A 22711-nucleotide genomic window follows, 5' to 3' on the forward strand; every position below is an offset into this window, starting at 1 on the left:
TCTTAGTCCCAGGAGGCCGTGAGAGGCTCAATCAGGCGCAATCGTCATGGGCACCTCCGGCTTCGGCGCGCCTGCCGGAGGGCGGCAAGAGTCGTAAGCCATCAAGGCACCGCTGCCCAACACATTCAACATGCGCTTGGGATTGTAGGCGAGCACATGCAGGCTCATCTCAGTACTCACCCGGTCGAGTGTTCTGGTGAGGAAGTGGGTGGCGCCCATCCAGGACTTCCGCGTGCCGAACGGGTGCTCGACCGTTTGGCGGCGGATCCGCATCATCTCGGGCGCTTGATCCAGGCGACTCTGCATCGCCTCGAGCACTGCCTCATGCTCCCAGCGGCTCACTCGCCGCTCTGAGCTAGGCGTACAGTGTTCTTTCAAGGCACAACCTTGGCAGTGTGAACTCCAGTAGCGGTGCGGCTTCAGCCCTTTCTCGACGCTAGAGAAACGCCAGATCAGGCTTTGCCCTGCCGGGCATCGGGACTCGTTCCTTGCTGCGTCATAGATGAAATCGCCTTTGCCAAATCGGTGCGCGGCTGTTGCTCCCGAGGTCAGCGCCTTGGGCACAAAAACGGTGATTCCAGCCTCATGACAAGCGAGTATTTCCTCGCCTTTGAAGTACCCCTCTATCTGCGACCGACGATAGATCCTCGACACCCATGACCGCCACGTAGTCATCCAGGCTCTCGGGAAGCAGCGCGCTTTGGCCTCGGTGCTCTCCCTGAATAAAAACGCTTCATTGGCGTCCCCCGCTGATTTGAATCGATCAAATCACAGCGAGGTCGATGCCAACGTTTTTTTACACGGTCTGGGCCAGAAGCGGCCCATCGGTCCAACACTCTGACTTAGGGCCATGAAAATAAATGCGCGTCCTCTTTTCTCATAAGCAAAAGGAGCGGCCTGCCCCCTGACTCACGCGCACGTAAGCACTTCGACTGGAGGTGCCCGATTGAGGTAATGCCAGAGATGATGGGAAACGATGGCGATGCAGCGTAATGCGTCCGCTTCAATTCAAGAACCGTGTTGCACTCAGCTTCTGCAACCGCCTGACATATCATGGTTGACGCGACACTAGTCTGCTTACTTCCATTTGCCCTGTGCACAACGGGCAGCTGCGAATGCTTCTACACTGGATGCTTGCTGAACTGCGGTTGTCCAGTCCCGGCGCAGGGCACTCTTCTGGGGGGGGGGTAGCATGAGCCGGCTGATCTGTGCCGACTTCGACGAGTTCGAAGAAGCCTTGTATGGGGTAGCGGGACATTATGTTCTGCGCTCGCGGCAGCAGCGCGATTGGCGTCTGCGCGTCGTCGAGCTGGACGGTGTGGCCCTGATGTTCGGCCGCGAGGGCGCCGGCACCGTCTACAGTGGTATCGGCCTGCCCGGCTTCTTCAATATCTTCCTGCCGTTGAGCCGACACGAGTGCACTGTGCTAGGCGGGCAGCGCCTGGATCGGCGCCTGATCGGCTGGATGGTGCCCGAGGCTATGTTCCATATCGACGCCAGCCAACCGGCCAGTTGGATGACGGTGGCCATGTCCTGCGAACTGGTGCTGCGTTGGGCGCAGCAGCACGAGGACGAGTTCGACGCGTCGATCCTCTCGCGCAATCTGGTCTGCCTGGCCCAGCAGGACCTGGCGCCGTTGATCTGGCTGGCGCTGCGCCTGCTGCGCATCGATCACTGCGCACCGCAGGAGCTGCACGCCCCAGCGGCCGAGTGTGCGGCGCGCAGCGAGCTGATGGATCGGGTGTTCCGCAGCCTGTTGCCGGCGACTCCGGCACAGCGCGGTCAGGCTACCCTGCACAGTCATCAGCAGATCCTGCGGCGTGCCTTGGAACTGTTGGACGCCATGCCGGATACCCCGCTGCACATGGCCGACCTGTGCCAGACCTGCAACACCTCGGAGCGCACGCTGCGCAACCTGTTCACCCGCCATCTGGGCATGAGCCCGCACCGCTACCTGATGCAGCATCGCCTGCACGCAATCCGCCGCGCCATTCTGCGCGCGGCACCGGGAGAGACCATCACCGAGATCTGCACGCGCTTCGGCGTGTGGGACTTCGGCCGCTTCGCCGGCCTCTACCGCCGCTACTTCGGCGAACTGCCGTCGCAGTCGCTGCGCGGCCGGCGCTCGCTGCCGACGCCGCTCAGCCAGGCCTGACCCCGCGCAGCAGGGTGGCGCTGGGGTACTCGCCGAACAGTGCGCGGTAGTCCGCCGCCATGCGCCCGCAATCGGTGTAGCCGAAGTGCCGGGCGATCTCCGTGACGCTGGTCTGATGCTGATCGGCGACCGCCAGTGCGGCGCGCAGCAGGTGCAGGCGGCGCAGACGCAGATAACGTGCCGGCGCCATACCCAGGGTGGCGACGAAGGCGCTGCGCAGGGTGCGTTCGCTGACCCCGAGCGTGCGGCACAGCTCGGTCAGGCGCGGCGTGCGCCCGCTGCCGAGCGACAACAACTCCAGCACCCGCTTCAGCAGCCGCTCGTAGGAGGCCTGGCGGGCGCGTTGGCGTGGCGTGATTCGCGGTGGCATGACAATGTCCTGGCCAAGGGTGACGGCCCCAGGCTGCGCCGAGACAGGCGCTGCGGCTACGTAAAACAGGCAGATCCTGAGCGTCGGGCATTTTTGCCGATTTTACGTAGCCGCCTGCTGCCGCGCGCAGCGAGCATCGACGCATCGCTCGCCATCCGCTGCCCTGGCATTCGGCGTCCTGACGAGCCCCCGGACGCGTTCGACCAGCGTCGACGCGAGTGGAGGCGATATGAAAATGTCGAAGTGCTGCATGGGCATCCTGAGCCTGTTTCTGGCCACAGCTACCGCCGGTGTGTGGGCCGAGGCGCAGGGGCCGCAGTTGCTCGAGGTCGAGCTGTTCGCCGAGCTGCCCGCCGGTGTGCGCTACCCGGAAGGGCTCGCCGTCAACCCGGTCAACGGCGAAATCTACGTGGGTACTTTCGATGCTCGTCAGCCTTCCAGTGTGCGTAACAACCAATTGCTGCGCTACGCGGCAGACGGCCAGCTGCTGGCGCAACGCTCTTTTGTCGCTACGCCGCTGACCGGTCTGGGCTATGCCGACGGCCAGATTTACATCCTCAACTTCGGCGCCGGCAAGCTGCAACGCATCGCGGCCGATTTCACCGCGGACACTCCGGTCGAGGACCTGCTCGACTTCCCCCGGCTCAGCCCGGCGGCACCCGCCCCGCGCAGCGTTGCCAACCCGGACGGCAGCCAGGACCAGATCTACTTCGGTTCTGCTGGTGCGCCTGCGCCAAATGGCCTGGTGTTCGCCGACAACGGTGACCTCTACGTTTCCGACTCTTTCCAGGGGGCGCTCTACCGCATCGCCAACGCCACGCGCTGCGCCCCCTGCGCGATAGAGGTGCTGTCGCGCGATCCGCTGCTGGCCACCGCGGGCTTTCTGCCCTTCTGCGCCAATGGCCTGGCCTTCAACGCCGACGAGAGCCTGCTGTATATCAACAATGCCGGCGACGGCCGCCTGCTGCGCATGCGCCTGCCGAGCGGCGAGCTGCAGGTGCTGGCCGAGAGCTTGCCCGGAGCCGACGGTTTGCTGTTCCACGATCACCTGCTGTGGCTGCTGGCCAATCAGATCGACCAACTGCTGGGGCTCGATGAGCGCGGGCTGATTCGCATACGTGCGGGAAGCTTTCAGGGCATCGCCAGCAACGGTGCCCCGCGTGGCCTGCTGTTTCCCGCCAGCAGTGTGGTGCAAGGCGAGTGGATGGTGGTCAGCAACCTGGCCCTGCCGCTGACGCCTGTCGAGGGCGACGAGTGGGAAGAGCGGGTGAGCACCTGGAACCTGATGCGCGTGCGCCTGCCGCAATCGCCAACCAAGGGAGAGTTAGCCGATGCCGCAAAACCCTGAACTACTTCTGAATAGAGGCCGTCGCCAGCTGTTGCTCGGCTCGGCCGTGCTGGCTACGACGATGTTGTTACCCTTAGGCGGTTGTATGCGCAGCAGTGGCTCCGCAGCAACCCGTCCGCAACCTGAGAATGGAGAGCGCAAGACCATGGGCACCATTACTACTCGCGACGGTACCGAGATCTATTACAAGGATTGGGGCACAGGCCCGGTTGTCGTCCTCAGCCACGGCTGGCCACTCAACTCCGATAGCTGGGAAGCGCAAATGTTCTTCCTGGCCAGCAACGGCTATCGGGTGATCGCTCACGACCGCCGTGGTCATGGCCGCTCCAGCCAACCCTGGAATGGCAATGAGATGGACACCTATGCCGATGACCTGGCCCAGTTGCTCGACCATCTGGACGTACGTGGGGCCTCGCTGTTCGGCTTCTCCACCGGAGGCGGCGAGGTGGCGCGTTACATCGGTAGGCATGGCACCGCGCGGGTGGCCAGGGCTGGACTGATTTCGGCGGTTCCCCCGTTGATGGTCAAGACCGAGGCCAATCCCGGCGGCCTGCCCCTCTCGGTATTCGACGGCATCCGCACCGCTTCGCTCGCCGACCGCTCGCAGTTGTACCGGAATGTCGCCAGTGGCCCCTTCTTTGGCTACAACCGCCCCGGTGCCAAGCCCTCCCAAGGCGTGATCGACGCCTTCTGGATGCAGGGCATGATGGCCGGGCACAAGAACGCCTACGACTGCATCAAGGCCTTTTCCGAAACCGACTTCAGCGAAGACCTGAAGAAATTCGATATCCCCACGCTGATCCTGCACGGCGACGACGATCAGATCGTGCCCGTGGATGCCGCCGCCCGTGCCTCGGCCAAGCTGGTGCCGCACGCCAAACTGGTGATCTACCCCGGTGCGCCGCACGGCATTACCGATACCCACAAGGAAAAGCTCAACGCCGACATGCTGGCCTTCCTGCGCGGTTAAACGGACTAAACAACCAAGAGGAAGCGCTTATGACTACTGTCGCCTTTTCGCCGGCCAACATCGTTCCAGGTATCGGATTTTCACCGGACAAGATGCTGCAGGCGCGGCTGTTTTCGTACGGCGATACCCAGCGCTATCGGCTGGGCGTCAACTTCAACCTGATCCCGGTCAACGCCCCGCGCTGTCCTTACCACAGCTACCACCGTGACGGTCAGATGCGCACTGATGACAATCAGGGCTCGACCATCGGCTATTACCCCAATAGTCATGGCGTCTGGGAGGATCAGCAGGAGTTGCGCGAGCCGCCGTTGCTGCTCGACGGCAATGCGACCAACCGGGACCAGCGGGTCGACGACGATCATCACCAGCAGCCCGGCGACCTGTTTCGTCTGATGAGCCAGGCGCAGCAACAGGCGCTATTCGACAACACGGCGAGGGGGAGGGGCGATGCGCCCGACGAGGTGAAACTGCGTCATATCGACAACTGCAACAAGGCAGACCCGGCCTACGGCGCAGGTGTGGCGAAGGCGCTCGGGCTGGCGCGCTGAATCTGCCTCCCTTTGACTTGGAGCGAGCGATCATGACCATTTCCACATCCGCCTACGCAGTTCCCAATCAGTTCGTCGAGGTCGACGGACGCCGCTTGGCTTATCGAGTCATCGGCGAAGGCACGCCACTGGTGCTCTGCCTGCGCTTCAGGGGCATCATGGACGATTGGGACCCGGCTTTTCTCGATGCGCTCGCCGCGCAGCGTTTTCGGGTTTATGTTTTCGACTACAGTGGCCTCGGCTGGTCCACAGGCCAGCCGACCTATGACCCAGCTTCGCTGGCCAAGGATGCCGTCGATCTTATCGGCGCGCTGAAGCTGGGCAGGGTGGTGCTGGGTGGTTGGTCAATCGGCGGCGTGGCGGCGCAACTGGTGTTGTTGCAAGCGCCGCAACTGCTCAGTCACCTGTTGCTGATCGCCACCACGCCACCCGGACCGCTGGTCAAGACCGGTGAGCCGTTGTTCTACCAGTTGGCCGCCCGCTCGAATGATTTCGAGGACTTCGTCAGCCTGTTTTTCGAGCCAACCTCGGCGAGCAGCCGGGAAGCTGCGGTGCGTTCGGCCGAACGAATTGCCCGGCGCAGTGAAGGGCGTTGCACTCCGGTGCCTTATGCCTGGGCCGCGCAGTCGCTGGGCGACGGGCCGCGCAACCCCATGTTCCCAGTGCAGGTGGCATTGGACGCCCTCAAGCAAACGCAAACGCCAGTGCTGCACCTTGGTGGCGATCACGACATCGTCTTTCCCGTGGAAAACTGGTACGCGCTCAACCGCACCCTGCCCACTTTGCACCTGGTGACCCTGCCCAGCTCGGGGCATGGCCCGCAACTGCAGTATCCCGTTGCCAGCGCGGCACATATAGCGGCGTTTGTTGCAGGGTAACGAGTCTCGTTGTGTACTCGATTCGATCACCCAGAACGCAAGGCTGGCTATAAAAATCAGGGATACGGTATTGGTGCTGATGGGCAGCTCTTGGCCGATTCTGTTGAAAAAGTAGCTGCCGTCCCATGCCGCCGGCAAAATCACGCGCTCAGTGGGTGTGGGGTAGGCAGCATGATGGGGCGGATTCCGGGAGGACAGGCTCGCCTGTTCTACTCGTTCAATCTGGAAGAGCACGTCCCGCCCCAACACCTCCTGCGCAGCATCGACCAGTGCCTGGATCAAGGGCGCAGGCTTCGCCGTCGACGCCAGCATCATCAAGGCGGATGCCAGCCGGTCGACCTCACGCCGGAACGCCTCATCGGCGATACCGGCTGTGGCACGGCCCCGATGCTGGCCTGGCTGGTCGAAGAGAAGGCCATCGAGCCGCATGTGCCGGTGTGGGACAAGACCGAGCGCAAGGACGACAGCTTCTCCAGCCACGACTTTCACTGGAGTCAGGCAGCCAATGAATGCCGCTGCCCAACCGGCAAACCGCTACGCAGTGAATGGCGCGCCTTCACCCGGCAACGGTCGCGGGTAACCAAGGCCAACACCATCATCTACCGCTCCAGCCAAGCCGACTGCGCCACCTGCCCGCTGAAAGCCAAGTGCTGCCCCAACACGCCGAACCGCAAGATCGTGCGTAGCATCCATGAGGCTGCTCGCGACGTGGCGCGACGCATCGCCAAGACGCCGGAGTACCTCCGCTCCCGTTGCGAGTGCAAGAAGGTGGAGATGCTCTTTGCCCACCTCAAACGAATCATGAAACTCGATCGTTTACGACTGCGTGGCCTGACCGGTGCGACTGACGAATTCACCTTGGCCGCGACGGTGCAGAACCTGCGACGCATGGCCAAGCTCATGTCTCACGGGCCACCAATCACGGGATAGGTACGCCTGCCGCGAGCAGAACCCCTCGGATCAACCCGCAAACCTGAGCCCGGACGCTCAGCGAAACGCCGAAAGGCAATTTGAAGTGGCTTGCAGCCAGTTCGAAAGCTGTCACGCTTGGCCGGCTGGCTACCGCAAAATCGCCTTTTTCAACAGAATCGGCCGGTAGCAGTCATGGTCAGCGGCTCCTACCGGCCATAAGCAGCTGTCACTAGGGCTACAGAACCCGATGCGATTGTTTGCCACTCACATAAATCCCATAGTCAGTGCCTTCAGAGTCGCCGCGGCACGAGTAGTGCACTGCAGCTTGCGGAACACACTTTCGACATGAGTGCGTACTGTGCTCGGACTAATACCAAGCTGGCGTGCCACCTCTTTGTTGCTCTCGCCAATGCTAATGCGATGAAGAATTTGCGTCTCACGCTCGGTCAGTGGACTGCTATTTACTTTGCCTAGGGCTACAACGCTTTCGCCACGGGCTGCAGCGATGACCGCCTGGCAGGCTTGGGGATCAAAACGCCCCTGACCAGCTTCTTTGAGTAGAAGCCGCTCTGCATCACCATCATTGAAGGCTGGGCGCCAAGGCCTCTCGGAACGCAGTGCCTGCCAAACTAGCGCTGCCGCCAGCAAGCGATGTTCAGGTTTCAGTACATCACTTTCGAGCTCCCGAAAGTATCCACTCCCATCCAGTCGCTCATAAGCGTTGCCAGCCAGTCGACCTGGCACTACCAATTCAGGAATCTGACTGCATGAACGCGACGTCCAATAGGGCACCAATCTTACCTGTTCGAAATCGCCATCCAGCAGTGCGCCTGTCGTGTTCCAGATTCGGTTGGGCACTGCAGCCCGACCGATGCCATGAATCAATGCTGCCTTCGCTGCCTGCTCAGTTGATAGTTCCGACAGGCCCCAGAGCCTAGCGGCTTCCCGTATCAGTTCGGCCGAGCGACGCGAGTAGCCAGCTAGCCAGGGCAATTTCAGGTCGATCACATCCCCTACTAGGGTGAGCGGTACCTTCCCGCCCCCCTCGCGAGGTTCTGAATCAGAGGCTTCGGGTATGCGCAATGCTTCCAGCCAATCCCTGGCATGCCGCGAGAGCTCCGCAGCGAGCGATGCCGGGTACCGCCGATTGGCCTTGGACGCGATCCATTTCAGTGCAGCATCCAGCCCGTGAACCCGTGAGAGGATCTCCAGATCACCTGCCAGCATTACCTGATACACCACCTCCGGTACCTCGGGATGTCGCAAACCAAAGGGTTTGCCCTCACCGTCGAACTGCTCGAACACATGTCGAAGCCCCTGCTCGACCGGCGCGCTCAGGCCGAGTGTGTGAGCGATGTCGCCCGATACCTCGCAATGCACTACAGCCAAAGGAGCGGACTTACGCATGGCACGCAGGCCAGCCGCACCTAACGTCTGGCTGAGCATGGCGTTGCGGCCCTCAACGTCATCGCCGAGAAGACGGTCGAAGCCCTCAGCATTGGCAGTACAACCCGACCAGCGCAGCAAAGCCACTTGTCGAGCGCCTTCTGTGTGTTCACCCACACCGTTGCAGGACTGTGCGAGTAACTGGACCAGGCGCGCAGTGCGGCGTGATTGGTCGAGGGGCTGTCCCATGCTCAGGTCGCCCACCATGGACAACGCCAGGATCGCCCCCTCCAGTCCGATGTAGTCACTCTCCACCAAATCGCTCTCCACATCCTCGCCTGAATATTGCTGGCCTCGGATAAACGACCGATACCTGAACAGCCGAGAGTCTCTGAAACTGAATGTCACCAAACACAGGAGATTTCACCATGTTCAAACCCAAGACACTCGCCCTCGCACTCGCCATAACGGCTTCACTCTTCGCCGTGGGCAGCTACGCGTCCACCCCGAAACCGTCGGTCGTGATCGTGCATGGTGCCTTTGCAGACGGCTCCGACTGGGCCAAGGTAGTACCGCTGTTGCAGGCCGAAGGCATCAAGGTCACCGTGGTGCAAAATCCGCTGACTTCGCTGGCCGATGACGTGGCGGCCACGCAGAGAGCCTTGAACAACCAGGAAAACGATGTCGTATTGGTCGGGCACTCCTGGGGTGGAACCGTGATCAGTCAGGCCGGCACTGACAAAAAAGTTCGTGGCTTGGTATACGTTGCAGCCTTCGCCCCTGACGCAGGTCAAGCCAGCAAAGAGATAGGCAAAGACTATCCCGCACCGTCCGGTGTAAGCGAAATTGCAACTGACAAGAACGGCTACCTATACATGACTCCCAAAGGCATGGCTAACGGCTTCGCTCAGGACCTTTCCCCAGAGCAAACCGCTGTCATGGTCGCCACGCAAGGGCCTATCCGCGCGTCGGCATTCGACGACAGAACTACCGCTGCGGCGTGGAAAAACAAACAGAGCTGGTTTGTTGTTGCCAGCGAAGACCGCATGATCCAGCCCGATCTGCAGCGCGAACTCGCGAAGAAAATCGGCGCCCAGGTCACTGAGGTCAATGCCAGCCATGTGCCGCAGCAGTCTCGCCCAGGTGATGTAGCTAAGGTCATCATCCAAGCGGTCCAAGAGACCCACTCCTCAGACCACAACTGAGGCTAATTCGCCGCAGAGTATGTTAAGCGCAGCTGGCTAGACACGGTTGGATCAAGAAGCGCACGCCGCTAGGTGTGCGCATTCTTGCATTGTGATTTGGCAGTGGCCGTCCCAGGAACACACTTAACTACGACCTCGGTCGTGGTCACTAGTGACGGCGTGGCCTAAGCCATCCATCGATGGGACATGCCCCGAAAAGACAGAAAAAATTCACAGACCCGCAGCGGGGCGACGTCTAGGTGAGCCACGAGGTTGATTGTGCGCAGCTCTTCCCAACAGTGAAAAAGGGCCGGTGAGCATTGCTCACCGGCCCTTTTCTCCTACTCCCTTCTACCCCAGTTCCTTTGGGGGTAATGGCCTTGCCCTGTTGCTAACGCCAGCCTGGGGTGGCTGGCGCCGCTGCCTCCCCAGGCAGCGGCTGTGGACCGTCTCGGTGCATCCGTTTCAACATTCAGTGAAAAAGTTTCAGTGTTTGTTGAAAAACTACGCGACCCGAAAGATATCTAACGGAGAAGAAATTGGTGCTATGAAAATCAATGGGTTACAAAGCTGGCGATCACCTATAAGTGAAATGACGTGTCAAAAAAAAGAAATAACAGATTTTTTTGCGCAAAATGGTCGGAAATCTAGGTTCTAGCCCTAGCCCCCCGATTGAAGGAGGCTTTCTTAGGGAGCACTCTAACAGGAAAGTGGTTGAGAATATTCGTTCGAGGGGGGGGATGAAATGAATAAATTAACAATAAATTCAGTGGTACTGGAATAACGTAAATAAAAAATACTTAATTTGGCTAAATAGCTGAGCAGTAGATTATTGGGCTATGGGCTATGGGCTATGGGCTATGGGCTATGGGCTATGGGCTATGGGCTTGTATGGAGTCAATCGCGAGATCTGGCTGAACGGCAGGCGCTGAATTTTGATGGGCTAAAAGACGGGCGGGTAAGTTGACTAGGTCGACGATTCTATGTTGATAGGTTTACTTATTTTGCGGCGTATTAGTGGTTTGTAATCCATTGATTCAATTTCCTTTCTATCCAGGAGTAATTTTCCGGTTAGCAGAGCTTCTGGACAGTGCGCAGCGCGAAGTAACCCCCGGCTTAACAATTGGTATGCGTGGCCCTTAGGTGCGCCCATGATCACGTCGGCCATTTTTAAGTTGCAATATTTGCTTGTAAACTCAGTTAGCTTAGTAATGTCCTCCTTGTTGATGTGCGGTATCCTTTTGATGAATAACTCAGAGATAATGTGAGTGTTCAAGAATATTTTGCAGAAAGTTTTTCGAGACATCCAAGTGCCACGTAGCACTTCTCTAGTGGCTTTATAGTTACTCAAATGGTCGGTTATGGTTTGTAGTTCTGCTGGTGAAATGCCAACTATTGACTTGTTATCTTGAGCGCGGAGGGGAATGATCAGGGCGGCTTTTACAGCCAGCATATCCGCTTGTGTTAAACCGGTTTGTTTGGCTGCGTGCTTTATGGGAATTAAATTCGATTCTGCCTGGCTTTCCGTATGGCATCTGAGTTTTGATTTGAGCTTGACTAGTTTTCGTCCGATAAAATCGCTTCGTAAAAATAAAACATTAGCTTCTCCATCCACGAGCGGTCCGGTACATTGTTGTATTCCATTGCTGGCTAGGGTGCAGGAAACTTTTACTGTGGGGATTTCTAAGAGGGATGCTGCTTCAGATACACCTATGTATTTACGTTGTATTTGATGGATTTCATCTTTGTGGAACAGGTATCCTGGTTTATTTTCTCTATAGTGAACATGCAGGATATTGACTCGAACAAGTTGCCTTAATAAGGTCGTGGACAGACTTGATATCTGTGACGCTTCTTTTGTGTTGTAATAGGAGCTTCGATCTTCGCTTTTTACACGTAGAAGATTCGCTGAGCGCTTAGGGGATCGATGCATAGGCTTTTCGTAGGGAGTAAGGTGGTTCTTAATTTTTTCTATGTCTTTCTTGAGTATTACTGTGGTAAGTATATGTTTGTGCGGAAGTGGTGGAGTTAATAGGTTAAGATCTACGATGACTTTTCTGAGCGTACGAACAGAAATTTCCAATTCTTCAGCCAGTTGATGGGCGAGAATGTAGTTTTCATTAAAATTTGATATGGCGTTGCAAGAAATTCGATGGGGTCTTATTGATTTGTTGACATTTCCCAGCAAGTTCGCGATTTTTAATTCGTAAATAACGTCTAGATTTGTTTTAAATTGACCTGCGACTTCGTGTGCGGTTAACGATTCCTCAAGTCCTTGAGTGTCATTCAAAGATTGCAAGATTAGATCTTCATGAATCTCCTTGATTCGCATAATTTTCGAATGATCGAATCGGGATTTATGGTTTCCCAAATTGGTGAATTCTTCATGCCTTTGGATCTTGGTCCATTCAGTTTGTGAGAGGCCTAGGTAGATCTTCAATTGATGGCAGGTAAGTGGTGCTGGAATTTCTTTAGAGATTCCTTTGTGGGCATACTCCCTATAAAGAATATCCTTAACCGTGGTTAAGGTTTTTTCGGGGGTAAAGGGATTCAACTTGGCAATATAAAAATCCAAATTGTTGCCGCGGCTATCTCCGTAGAGATTAACTAGTGATGAGGCTATTTTTTCGGGTTCGTCCAGTGAAATAGCTAGCGCAATTGATAAAATCTTTCTTCGTTCTTCATAGGAGCTATTTTCTATGTTCCAGTACAAGTTTTTTAATGATGTGGCGAGTAAGTCGAAGGCTTTTTGAGACTTAAGCCGAAGTAAGAATAAGATTTTTCTATCGAGAATAACGTCATTTGCAGGGCAGCTAGGGGACTCTAGTCGGTTACCACATTTGCACGCAAGGAGTACCTGGTTTACCCAAGTTATTTTTCGTTCACAGCTTGGGCAATGCGAAATGTATTTTTTTGAATGATATGGGCAGTTTTCAACAGGTAAGAGGTCTTTGACTTGCTTTTCCCAGCCGTCTCTAACGCAGTCTGTGCAAATTGCGGCCGCGCTATAGCGTATTAGTCTTCTATCAATTGCCATCTGGTTAATGCATACTCGTACTCCTGAGTAAGTAGAATAGTTAATTTCGTAAAATGATTGTCTGACCTCGTGTGCATACTCTCCTGCTTGGGCGCACAAAAGCATAGCAAATTGAGAGTCAACCAACATGGGATGGTTTTGGGCCTTATATGCTGCATTTTGCCAAGAGAGGAATTGTCTACAGGTACTGTAGCCATTTCTAATAGCGGCGCGCTTGAGAAGGCTTAACGGGCTTTCCTCTGGTAAGGGTATAGGTATGAAATGCAGATCCTTCATTGTGAGTGCGTCTCAATAATTGAATAGCACTTAGCTAGGTCTAGTGAAAAAGGGTTCTGCTTCGGGCTGAGACTAAGTTCTAGTTCTATAAGAGCGCAGGCATCGTGAAAGTCGGCGAGAATGATCTTTTTGTCATTCCGATTAAGGCAGAAGCTAAATGCGAGGGAAAGAATCTGTCGGAGGTACTCGAGATTGCCTTGGCTTGCGACGTACAGGCGAGTGCAAATGCTGGGGTCGGTCAAATGTATTCCGGGCTTTAAGTTTCCTATTTCATAGAGTTTTTCATCGAGCCCGCGAAGCGTTGTAATGTACTCCGAGTCCAGTTTTTCATTGAATTCCAAGTACTTAAGCCTAACCAGAAAGGGAAAGCGCCTGGCAAGTTGAGGCTCCCGATAGATTATTTCCGCACATTCTTCCGTACCTACGATGATTATGGGAATGTTTATGCTATTTGAAAGTGCCAGGAGCCAGTCCTTCAATCCTTCTAAATGGTTATAATTGCCTCGTTTCGCGAGTATCTGGAACTCGTCTATTATGATTATCTGTGTTTGGCAGGTTTTCAGGAGTTCGATGATTCGTAGTTCCAGGTCGACAGTGTCGCCGGATGTGTCATTGCAGTGAAGTCCGCTGAGTATTGCTTTGCAGAAGGACTTAATCGTTACTTTGGCAGGCACGCTGCAATAGAATGCCGGAATTACGTGGTAGATCCCCTCGTGTTTGTGCTCTATGTGAGGTGAGGGAAAAGAATTTTGGAAGATGGTACTGAGTGTGGATTTTCCTGCGCCAGAAGGGCCAATTAAAACCGCAGAGGTGGGTATGCCTCGTAGTCGTGTACATTCGACTGCCTTCTCGAGTTTGGCAAACGCTTGGCGATAGTTTTGAAAGAAAACGATTTGTTGCTCAAAAAGCTTAACTTTCTCCGTTGTGTTTATCATGCTTGGCTCCAATCACTTGAGAAAGTCCGGGTACTTGACTGTTGGCCAAGTGTTTGGACGGGTCGATCATGAAGGTCTCATTCGTTTCTGACGGCGTCGAAGCTAGGGGAAGGGGAGGGCTATACGAGCCATTCTCTGCCATTCGCGCTTGCTGCTTGCGGGCACGCTTACCCTTGGCTGCGGCCAATCGGAGGTTGATCCTCACGCGATTATTACGGGCATCCTTGTAATTAAACTTGCTGTGTTTCTCTTGCAGCTCTTTCCTAATTAGCTTATGCATGTGCATAGTCAGACCAATCTGATAATCCGGATCGGCCGCCTCTATGCTAAATAGCTCGTCCGGGGTATCGGGGTGACACACCCAAGCAGTGCCCAATTCACTCGGGTCATAGAAGAGAGTCAACTTGTCTTTATTGCCCTTAAGGGTGCTTAGGTACGCGACAGCTGGGCCCGTCCATTGCAGATCCTGGAAGCCGATGCGACCATTTGCCGGAAGCGCGCTCCTCTTGCTGAGAAAGAAGCGATTCAGATCCTCATGCGAATACCTTTTCGGGGGGAAGGCGTTATCAGTATGGGTATTCCAGAAGATGTCCGGCGACGTTCCAAGTCCGCGATGGAAGTCACTGTGGTACACGGTGTCTAACCAATCCTTGAAAGTCTCGCTCAGTTGCCCCAGGGTGAACACGGCATCTTTTTCCGAGTCGTAATCGCCCCGCTCAAGTATGTTTGAGAACGTTGTCCCCTTCATATGATGGATAAGGCTGATCGTCAGTGTTTTGAACCAGCGCTCGACGAAGGGTTTCTGATTGGGTTCGCCAGGTTCACAGAATGTTATTTCGGCGCCCAGCAGTCGCAAGCAGTCCTGAAGTTTTTTGGCTATAAATTCAGCGCCGTTGTCAACAATATAGTGTTCCGCCAATCCATTGCGCTCATACGCACTAGACAACGACATTTTGATCGCGCGGATAGTTTTCTCGATGCTGGGGGGATTCAGAGAAATGTCCCAGCCGATCACTCGGCGTGAATAAACATCAAGAGCAATCGTCAGGTAAGGTCGTCCAAGGACCTCCCCGTGCTCATTGACGACGATCAGGTCAAGGACGTGTGTATCGCACTCTACACGCTGCAGTCTTCGACGTAGCTTCCTGTATACCCTACTCCAACGTTGGTTCTTGATCGCAGCTCCGTGCCCAAGTTGATGAGACTCTGTCAGGAAAGTATCAATTTCATTGATGATTCGACGCAGTGTCGACCTACTGGGTACCTGAAGTTGATCTGAAATGGGTCTCTTGGAGTTTAGGTCTTCGATGCTAAATTCAATGGCTTCAATGACAGCTTTAACTGGGCAGGGTGTACTCGAGTGGTATAGCAATTCAATGTTGTAATTGATTTGCTCTTGGATTTCTTCCGGCTGTCGTGTGAGCCTGTATTTTCTCTTCCTAACGCGCATTGAAATCAATGAGGTGGGGTTTTCGCCGGCGTGAAGATATGTTCTCACCCAGTTGTAAATGGTCGTGTAACCAGGGGGAGAGGCGTCGCCGATTATTTTTCCGATTTCGGCCAGAAACGTGGTGGTTTCTTGTCTAGGGAGAGACCCCTCAAATTTTTCCAAGACCCGGCGTACATACTCCAAGCGTTTGTCCAGTTGCTCGCGGACTTTTGTGCTTAGGGCGGCTATGATTTTGTTTACTTCTGCAAGTAGAGGCGCTTCCTGTATTTTGTAGAAGATACCTCGTCGGTAAGCGAGTGCTAGTGTTTCGTAACTCTGGAAGCAAATATTTTTTCTCTGGAGTAAGCTTCTCAGTTGTATCTTGTTGCCATCAATGGAAATTATTACAAATCCTTGGCTGCGGTAGTGATAGTGCTCGCCAATGCGAAGATCTAGTTGATTAGTGTTTTCATTTTCCATCATTGACTCCACACCGAAGCCGGGAATGTAAAGTAAATGGGCGGGTTAAATTAGTTACGATCGATCCATAAAATACTGCATGGGCAATGTCCTCAGTACGTATTTGTTTGGTTATCAAGTCCTCGACTAATAGTTGTTTTTGGGGTGATTCTTGTATTAGTGATCGAATAGTTGAGGCTGAGCGAAAATTGGAGCCAAAGCTTTGCTGATACAGAAGGTGGAGGTTGTCGGTTTTGATGGGATGGAAAAATTGGTTTTCGAATACACGTTCTAGTTCATAGCCGCACTCGTTTAAGAGCTCCCGCCAACCGTCTAGCCGATCGAGTGTTAACAAGTCGTTTCGCACGGCGTCATGCTTGATTTCGTAGAGCACGATTGTTCCGTCCCGATGGCATGCTACGAAGTCTGGGGTATAGCACTTACGACTGTTGGTTAGGGCCAAAGTGAATGGCTGAGCCTGGTAGTGAGTGATACATGGGCTGCGCTCGAGCTCGATACAAAAATGCGTTTCGAGAATGGTTTCACAGACTATTGTTCGACCATTTTTGCGCGAGGGAACGCATGTGACATGTTTTCCATATTTGCCGCGTCGGAGTTTGGGGCCTGGCCTTAACGAAAGAGTACTTCTCAGTTCTTCGGGTATCGAGATCATCGCATTGCCTCCGGGAATTGCCGCTAGGCAGGTTTCTTACGCGAGGAGAAGTTAGCCCGGTGGCGGCCAGTACCGCCTTTTGCAAGATGAGGGGCTTTCGGTTGAGAGGGCATGACAAACCTCCTGCCACGAATCGAGGTTCGCAGCCTCCGAGGAAGGGGCCATTACGCTTATTACATAAGACTGTGAACCCTAATCAGGAACTGGTCTAGTACAGCAAAGACGCCCGGCTAGAGTTTTCCGATGGCTCTACAACGCTGGTTGTAGGTGTGCAACAAGTTCCAGTTTGTTCGGGCGGACCTTTATGAACAGTTCAGAAGGTGGGCGAAACAGGCCATGGTGTGATGTGGCCGTGCGCGATACGTACAACTCCGCGGTGCGTAAAACGCGGGCCATGCTGTTTGCGCATACGTTGGCGGACCTAGCGGGTGTGCCGCACAACGGGCACGCACTGGGGGTTTGGTGGGTCAAGACCCACGGTCTGCAGCACGACGATCCATACAGTAGTAAGTGGATCGCCTATTTCGAGGGCAGCTTGCCTCGCGATGCGCTTTTGCAGCAGATGCTTGGAGAATTTCCAGTTTTGCGGCAGGTCTTGTGTGACCCACTATGGCTGGCACTTAGCGGGCTTTCTGCAGACCGATCCTTCTGGGATAGGTGTGCAGCAGCACTCCGAATGGATGGTAAACCGTTACCCGACTTCACCAACCTAGCAATGGCCCGGCTATGCAGTAGCCCCAGTTGGACCAAGATCGGCCCTTTGCTGATCTTGATGCGCAGCGAGGCGAGGTCGCTTGTGGGGCAGCGTGCTTGGCTGAAGAAGAATTTCTCCCTGTATTTTTACTTGGCCTGCTTGCGCTCGCCGTTATGGCATATCAGATACCAGCTACTGGATCTGATTAGTGCCTTGCTTGACTGTGAGCTATTGGTGGATGGTGAACTGAGGGCGTGGGAAAGGAAATATAAAAACCTTAACCACACGTTGAATGTTTACCAGGATATCTTGGAATGCATGTTCGAGTACGAGTGGGTGCATGCGTGGAATGACGAGGCTTTCTTATTGCTGTGGGAAGCGCTTGAAGATATGGAGCTTGTTAACGCGCTATTGAATTCAAAAACCAGAATGGTAATGCCTGATCGACTTCGCATGCAGTGGTCTCGTGCGAAGAAAACCATCTTAACAGCGCGGGTTTCGCTGCCTTGGACAGCTATAGGCCTGAGTCGCGACGTCGCCAAGGGTGATCTCCGGATAATGCGGCGTGTGGGTGTTAAGGCTTGACGCAATCACATTGGCTAACACAGTTTCTTGATGGTCAATGCGCGTCACCTGCATTTCACCAGGTATTCTTACTCGACGTACTTAAGCAACTCACCGGGCAACAATGCTTTACTCCAGGCTTCGTATGCGTTACTCGAAACTTACCCGCTACCCAGCAGGAGGCGATGGAGGGGACATAGTCGGAGATATTGCCTGAAGCTGATGTAGCTGTTTCTCTTGTCGATGTATTTGGCGTCGGCACTGGCGATACTCCCCCACATGCCGCTTCAGTCGTTCACGCAGGGTGGCGTTTTCTGTCTGCGACGAGGTTAGTAGAGCGCGCGCGGTGGCCAGGTCGGTGGATAGAGCAGAGGACGTCTCCTGGAATTGTTGGCGCTGAGCGATCAACTCGCGCTCCCATTGGCGCTGTTGTTGTTGCTGGGCCCTGACGTCGCTGAGTAGCCGCTCGTTGTCCCGGTTGAGGGTGGTCAACTCGTCCTGCTTGCCGATTAGGCTTTGCTGCAATGATCGGATTTCCCGGCGCAGTTGCTGAAGTTCTTCGTCATGACGGCGGAGTTCTTGAGCTCGCTGATCCTGCTGGCTCTGTCGATAATGCTCGAGGGCTTGACGAGCCCGCAGGTGTTTCTCCTCAAGTGACTGCACTTGTAGAGCACTTTTCTCTAGCTGGGCCCGCAGGCTTTGTTCGACCTCCTGCAGTCGGCTCCGCTCCATTTCACTGTCTGTCATACGGTTTTGCAGGGTCAGCTCCAGTTGCCGTTGCGCCTGTACCTGCTCCGTTAGTGCGGCGACGATCCCCTGCAGATCCTGTATCCGCTCCTCGCATTGCTGGCGTTGCAGGCGGAACTCCAATTGCTGGCGGGTAAGGGTTTCGCGTTCTGCCGCTACTGCCGCCTGAGCATTTTCGCGTAAGTGGTCCCCCATCTGATGCGCCAGGGTGATTATCACGTCGTCCTCCCCGGGGGCATTGTGCGGCGGGATCCGCTCGGCCAGTTCCTTCAAGCATCGATGGATGGTGCTCTTCGAGCCGGTATTCCCCAGCTCAATGCGCACCGCGTCGACTGTCGGCCGTAGCCCGCGAGCCAGTAGCGCGTCCCGCGCTATCTTGACGACTGCCTTGTTCACGCCACCGCGTGCCATAGCGTCTCTCCTGACGATTTCGTGTCATGCCATGGATTATGGGATTACGGCTGTAACGGCGCTCGTGACGAAGCATTCGAGCTGACGGACTAACATGGGATAATGCGGAGTTATCTCATGTGAGAGCGCAATTCGACCCAATTCCGGCCTTGAGGCGGTATGCCAAGGCGGGGAGGCGCGATGAATGAGGTGGTGGAGCGCTATCTGCAGGCCGGTACCCGGGCCAACACCCGACGCAGCTACCAGCAGGCGATCGAGCATTTCGAAGTGAGCTGGGGCGGTTTCCTGCCCGCCACCAGCGACGCCATCGTGCGCTACTTGGTCGACCATGCCGGCACGCTGGCTGCCAATACGCTGAAGCTGCGTCTGGCCGCGCTCGCGCAGTGGCACGTCGCTCAGGGCTTTCCGGATCCGACCAAGAGTCCCCTGGTGCGCCAGGTGTTGAAAGGCATCCGCACCCTCCACCCGAAGCCGGAAAAGCAGGCCGAACCGCTGCAGTTGCGCGAGCTGGAGCAATGTGTCGCCTGGCTGGAGCGGATAGGGGAAGCGGCTCGGGTCGCGGGAGACCGACCACGATGGCTGCGCTGTTGGCGGGACCGGGCCTTGCTGCTGATTGGCTTCTGGCGGGCCTTTCGCAGTGACGAGTTATGCCGACTGCGGGTCGAGCATATCCAAGCGCGAGCCGGGGAGGGCCTGCGGCTGTTTCTGCCCTGGAGCAAGAGTGATCGTGACAACCAGGGCCAGTCCTTTAGCGCGCCAGCGCTGGTGCGCCTGTGTCCAGTCCAGGCCTATCTCGACTGGATCGAAGTAGCAGAGGTTACCAATGGACCGGTGTTCCCGGGCATCGATCGTTGGGGGCATTTGAGCAAGCAAGCGTTGCACCCGCATAGCGTGATTCCACTGTTGCGGGCGGTGCTGCACGGCGCCGGGCTGCCGGCTGTGCTGTACAGCAGTCACTCGTTGCGTCGTGGCTTCGCCACCTGGGCGACGTTCAATGGCTGGGACATAAAGGCGTTGATGGGCTATGTGGGATGGCGCGATACCAAGTCCGCGTTGCGTTATGTCGAGAGCACGGGGTCCTTCCCCGGGCAACTCCACCCATTGATGCCCGGTCTTGAGGTCGAGTTCAGGCCGGGCCTGTCGGACCTAACTACGCCGCCAGGTGGTTGATCAGCTTCAGTGGTCTGGCCTGCAGTCCGCTTTGGCCGATATACGCCTAGGCGCGGGGCATCAGTTTGGCATCTCGCGTGGCTGAGGGCTGGATCGCGCTGTCGATGCCGCATGGGCTGTTTTTTGACCGCGCAGCGAGGCGGCCGCATTGTCATCAGTTCGGTCACGAGTACGCTCCGCCAGCCAGACAACGGGCTACCTGCAGGTGCTCACCCTCGTGCCTGCTTAGTGGAATCTTCCATGGCGAGTTGGGTCGTTTGGAGTGAGTAGTCAGCCAGCAAATCTTGCCTTATGGGCTAATCATTAGCCCAAATCCCATGATTAGCTGGACAGCTAAACAAGCCATTTGAGCTAAAAGAAACCACTGTTTGGATCGGCGGGTTGACCCGTTCCTCGCCCCCCGCTTCAGGGACGGTATATCAGAGGACTGCAGCGGTAATCCTGCGCGGATGAACTACGAGGCCTTGTGTGCGTGCAAGGTGGGCTACAGGCTGTCCTCCCATAGTCAGCGAGCTATTTGCTGGCCCGTGGGGAGCGATCGTGTGGCCAGTCACTTCTGACAATTCAGCAAGATGGCGGCCAATTTGCGGCAGAGCCTGTCTCGCCAGCGATCGACAGGTCGGTAAGTGGGGCTCGAAGTGAAAAATGGAGAAAGAAGAAGCTTCGCTGGGAGCCTTTCTTCGAGCAGCCCTTGCAGTAGGACTTCCGCGCGACTGGGGTAGTGGCGGAGCAACTGCGTGGCCATACAGCGAACGTCCTCGCTTAGCGACGCGTCTGCTTCCAATCGCTGCAGAAACGCGTGGGTCTGTATGACTGCTCGGGTTCGCTCATGAGGCATTGTCATGTGACAACCTCCTCTCAAGGATTTGTGCGCAACAACCAAAAAACAAACCCCCTGGTGCGCAGTACGGGAGCGTCCCGCCCGAGGCGTGGGGGTTATGGTCAGTTGTCATCCTAACCGAAGACTGCCAGGCATTCTACCTACGGTGACCAGACGTTGCTCCACAACTGACCGCGTCTGCAACGTGTCAGGCGCCTATCTGTCGCACCAGCGGTTTCATGGTGTGTCATCAAGTACGGAAGTAGAGCTGTATCGGCATCCGGCTCGACGTGATAGATCCAGACAAACTGACGTTTGCGAAGCGGGCATTCTCAAACCTCAGCGGCGGTGGAGGCGGGAAAGGGCGGTTTTTCCAGTACACAGGAGGGCGCGACGGTGACGGAGAAGGTCGATCGCTACCGGCAGGCCGCGCGGCGCGAAAGCACCGAGCGCCGCTATCAGCAGGCGCTCGCCCATTTCGAGGACACCTGGGGTGGCTTCCTGCCCGCCAGCAGTGAGGCGATTGCCCGTTATCTGGCGGATTACGCCGAGACCCTGGCCAGCTCGACCTTGCGGGCGAACCTCGCCGCGCTGGCCAAGTGGCACCTGAATCAGGGCTTTCCCGATCCGACCAAGGCGCCGTACGTGCGCGAGGTGCTCCGCGGCATCCAGGCCCTGCATCCCCGGCTGGAGCGGCAGGCGGAGCCGCTGCAGTTGACCGAGTTGGCCCGCTGCATCGACTGGCTGATGGCGCAGGAACAGATCGACCGCCACGCCCTGCTGAGCTGCCGCCGCGATCGCGCCCTGATCCTCCTGGGGTTTTGGCGGGCGTTTCGCAGCGATGATCTGTGCCGGCTGCGCGTGGAGTTTATTGAGGCGCGGCCAGGGGAGGGGATGGACTTGTTTTTGCCCAGCAGCAAAGGCGACCGCGACAACACCGGACGGTCGTTCACGGTGCCGGCCTTGAAACGTCTGTGTCCGGTGGAGGCCTATCTTGACTGGCTCGCGGTATCGGGTTTGCACCAGGACCCGGTGTTTCGTGCGGTGGACCGTTGGGGCAACTTGGCGGATGAAGGGCTGCACGCGTACAGCATCTCGCGCATCCTCCGTCGGGCGATGGTGCGCAGTGGCTTGGAGGGTGAGCGCTACAGCAGCCACTCGTTGCGTCGCGGCTTTGCCACCTGGGCCAGTCGCAACCAGTGGAGCGTCAAGGCGCTGATGAGTTATGTCGGCTGGCGCGATGCCAAGGCCGCTTTACGCTATGTTGAGCCGGAGATGCCGTTTGGCGAGCTGCGCCGCTCGCAGTGAAGGGCCCGTTATTGGTTGTTTGTTCCGATTTGCCCGGTGGGTGCGGGGGCAGGTGGGGAACGCGCGAGCGAGCCTGCCGACAGGAGGGCAGCCGATCCGATTGGACTTACCCTAGCACCCATCAGCATCGGCGTAGGAGGGCAGGGAGCTTAGGCTTGGCTAACTGGGACCGGGCGCCTGCATGGCCCGGCGAGGAGCGACCACCATGACTGAGAATTTTGCTGTGCAGTATTCCAGAATGCTGAAGCGCGCCACGCAAGTTTTCGGCAGTCGGGAGGCTGCCGAACGCTGGATGGTGGCGCCCGCCTTGGGGCTCGAGCGGCGTCGTCCGATCGACATGCTCGCCAACGAAGAGGACCTGGAAGTGCTCGAGACCTTTCTTGGGCGCATCGAGTATGGGGTTTATCACTGACCCTGAGTTGTAAGGCCGCCGTTGG

Annotated in this window: 16 protein-coding genes and 3 pseudogenes; 11 read left to right on the forward strand and 8 right to left on the reverse strand. The window is 56.4% G+C overall.

Annotated features, from left to right (window positions below; translation table 11 throughout):
• Positions 1–27: 27 nt before the first annotated feature.
• Positions 28–658: pseudogene (locus J7302_RS13250) on the reverse strand (transposase); the annotation flags it as partial.
• 534 nt (positions 659–1192) lie between these two features.
• On the opposite strand from J7302_RS13250, the gene J7302_RS13255 reads away from it, so the two are divergent.
• Positions 1193–2155 (forward strand): helix-turn-helix domain-containing protein, encoded by a 963-nt coding sequence (locus J7302_RS13255; protein ID WP_251702053.1) that lies wholly within the window; start codon positions 1193–1195, stop codon positions 2153–2155.
• Here J7302_RS13255 and J7302_RS13260 read toward each other — a convergent pair.
• Positions 2142–2525 (reverse strand): helix-turn-helix domain-containing protein, encoded by a 384-nt coding sequence (locus J7302_RS13260; protein WP_215375200.1) that lies wholly within the window; start codon positions 2523–2525, stop codon positions 2142–2144. The two genes, J7302_RS13255 and J7302_RS13260, sit on opposite strands and share 14 nt — an antisense overlap.
• Before the next feature lie 229 nt (positions 2526–2754).
• Here J7302_RS13260 and J7302_RS13265 point away from each other — a divergent pair, with 229 nt between their 5' ends.
• The 5 genes and pseudogenes from J7302_RS13265 to J7302_RS13285 form a co-directional block, all read left to right on the forward strand.
• Positions 2755–3873: an SMP-30/gluconolactonase/LRE family protein gene (locus J7302_RS13265; RefSeq protein WP_215375203.1), complete on the forward strand. Its 1119-nt coding sequence runs from the start codon at positions 2755–2757 to the stop codon at positions 3871–3873.
• A 145-nt stretch (positions 3874–4018) separates the two neighbouring features.
• Positions 4019–4843, forward strand: a complete 825-nt coding sequence (locus J7302_RS13270) for an alpha/beta fold hydrolase (protein WP_215375470.1) — start codon at positions 4019–4021, stop codon at positions 4841–4843.
• Positions 4844–4884: 41 nt separating this feature from the next.
• Positions 4885–5391, forward strand: a pseudogene (locus J7302_RS13275) (catalase); the annotation flags it as partial.
• Between the two features lie 32 nt (positions 5392–5423).
• A complete protein-coding gene (locus J7302_RS13280; protein WP_215375206.1) occupies positions 5424–6269 on the forward strand; it encodes an alpha/beta fold hydrolase in 846 nt (281 codons plus the stop codon).
• A gap of 336 nt (positions 6270–6605) precedes the next feature.
• Positions 6606–7199, forward strand: a pseudogene (locus J7302_RS13285) (transposase); the annotation flags it as partial.
• Between the two features lie 246 nt (positions 7200–7445).
• Here J7302_RS13285 and J7302_RS13290 read toward each other — a convergent pair.
• Positions 7446–8885 (reverse strand): HD domain-containing phosphohydrolase, encoded by a 1440-nt coding sequence (locus tag J7302_RS13290; protein WP_215375474.1) that lies wholly within the window; start codon positions 8883–8885, stop codon positions 7446–7448.
• Between the two features lie 110 nt (positions 8886–8995).
• On the opposite strand from J7302_RS13290, the gene J7302_RS13295 reads away from it, so the two are divergent.
• A complete protein-coding gene (locus tag J7302_RS13295; RefSeq protein ID WP_215375209.1) occupies positions 8996–9772 on the forward strand; it encodes an alpha/beta hydrolase in 777 nt (258 codons plus the stop codon).
• 946 nt (positions 9773–10718) lie between these two features.
• Here J7302_RS13295 and J7302_RS13300 read toward each other — a convergent pair.
• Genes J7302_RS13300 through J7302_RS13310 form a run of 3 tightly spaced genes read right to left on the reverse strand, consistent with a single transcriptional unit; the run spans position 10719 to position 15908 of the window.
• Positions 10719–13064, reverse strand: a complete 2346-nt coding sequence (locus J7302_RS13300; protein WP_003451022.1) for a hypothetical protein — start codon at positions 13062–13064, stop codon at positions 10719–10721.
• Positions 13061–13999, reverse strand: a complete 939-nt coding sequence (locus J7302_RS13305) for a TniB family NTP-binding protein (protein ID WP_081608068.1) — start codon at positions 13997–13999, stop codon at positions 13061–13063. The genes J7302_RS13300 and J7302_RS13305 overlap by 4 nt, the downstream gene beginning before the upstream one ends.
• Positions 13974–15908 (reverse strand): DDE-type integrase/transposase/recombinase, encoded by a 1935-nt coding sequence (locus J7302_RS13310; RefSeq protein ID WP_003451024.1) that lies wholly within the window; start codon positions 15906–15908, stop codon positions 13974–13976. The genes J7302_RS13305 and J7302_RS13310 overlap by 26 nt, the downstream gene beginning before the upstream one ends.
• 956 nt (positions 15909–16864) lie before the next feature.
• On the opposite strand from J7302_RS13310, the gene J7302_RS13315 reads away from it, so the two are divergent.
• Positions 16865–17839: a hypothetical protein gene (locus tag J7302_RS13315; RefSeq protein ID WP_131679694.1), complete on the forward strand. Its 975-nt coding sequence runs from the start codon at positions 16865–16867 to the stop codon at positions 17837–17839.
• A gap of 147 nt (positions 17840–17986) precedes the next feature.
• Here J7302_RS13315 and J7302_RS13320 read toward each other — a convergent pair whose 3' ends face one another.
• Positions 17987–18976 (reverse strand): DNA-binding protein, encoded by a 990-nt coding sequence (locus J7302_RS13320; protein ID WP_003454594.1) that lies wholly within the window; start codon positions 18974–18976, stop codon positions 17987–17989.
• A 180-nt stretch (positions 18977–19156) separates the two neighbouring features.
• Between J7302_RS13320 and J7302_RS13325 the strand changes: the two genes are divergently transcribed.
• Entirely contained in the window at positions 19157–20146 is a 990-nt protein-coding gene (locus J7302_RS13325) for a site-specific integrase (protein ID WP_003454597.1), read from the forward strand.
• Positions 20147–20696: 550 nt separating this feature from the next.
• Here J7302_RS13325 and J7302_RS26845 read toward each other — a convergent pair.
• Positions 20697–20990: a BPSL0761 family protein gene (locus J7302_RS26845; protein WP_069776293.1), complete on the reverse strand. Its 294-nt coding sequence runs from the start codon at positions 20988–20990 to the stop codon at positions 20697–20699.
• 372 nt (positions 20991–21362) lie between these two features.
• On the opposite strand from J7302_RS26845, the gene J7302_RS26965 reads away from it, so the two are divergent.
• Positions 21363–22274 (forward strand): site-specific integrase, encoded by a 912-nt coding sequence (locus J7302_RS26965; protein ID WP_003454599.1) that lies wholly within the window; start codon positions 21363–21365, stop codon positions 22272–22274.
• A gap of 205 nt (positions 22275–22479) precedes the next feature.
• The gene (locus J7302_RS13335) at positions 22480–22686 is read left to right on the forward strand and encodes an antitoxin Xre/MbcA/ParS toxin-binding domain-containing protein (RefSeq protein WP_036993563.1); all 207 of its coding nucleotides are present in this window, start codon (positions 22480–22482) and stop codon (positions 22684–22686) included.
• Positions 22687–22711: the final 25 nt, after the last annotated feature.

This window comes from Metapseudomonas boanensis (genome assembly GCF_018704125.1).
GTDB classification, from domain to species: domain Bacteria; phylum Pseudomonadota; class Gammaproteobacteria; order Pseudomonadales; family Pseudomonadaceae; genus Metapseudomonas; species Metapseudomonas boanensis.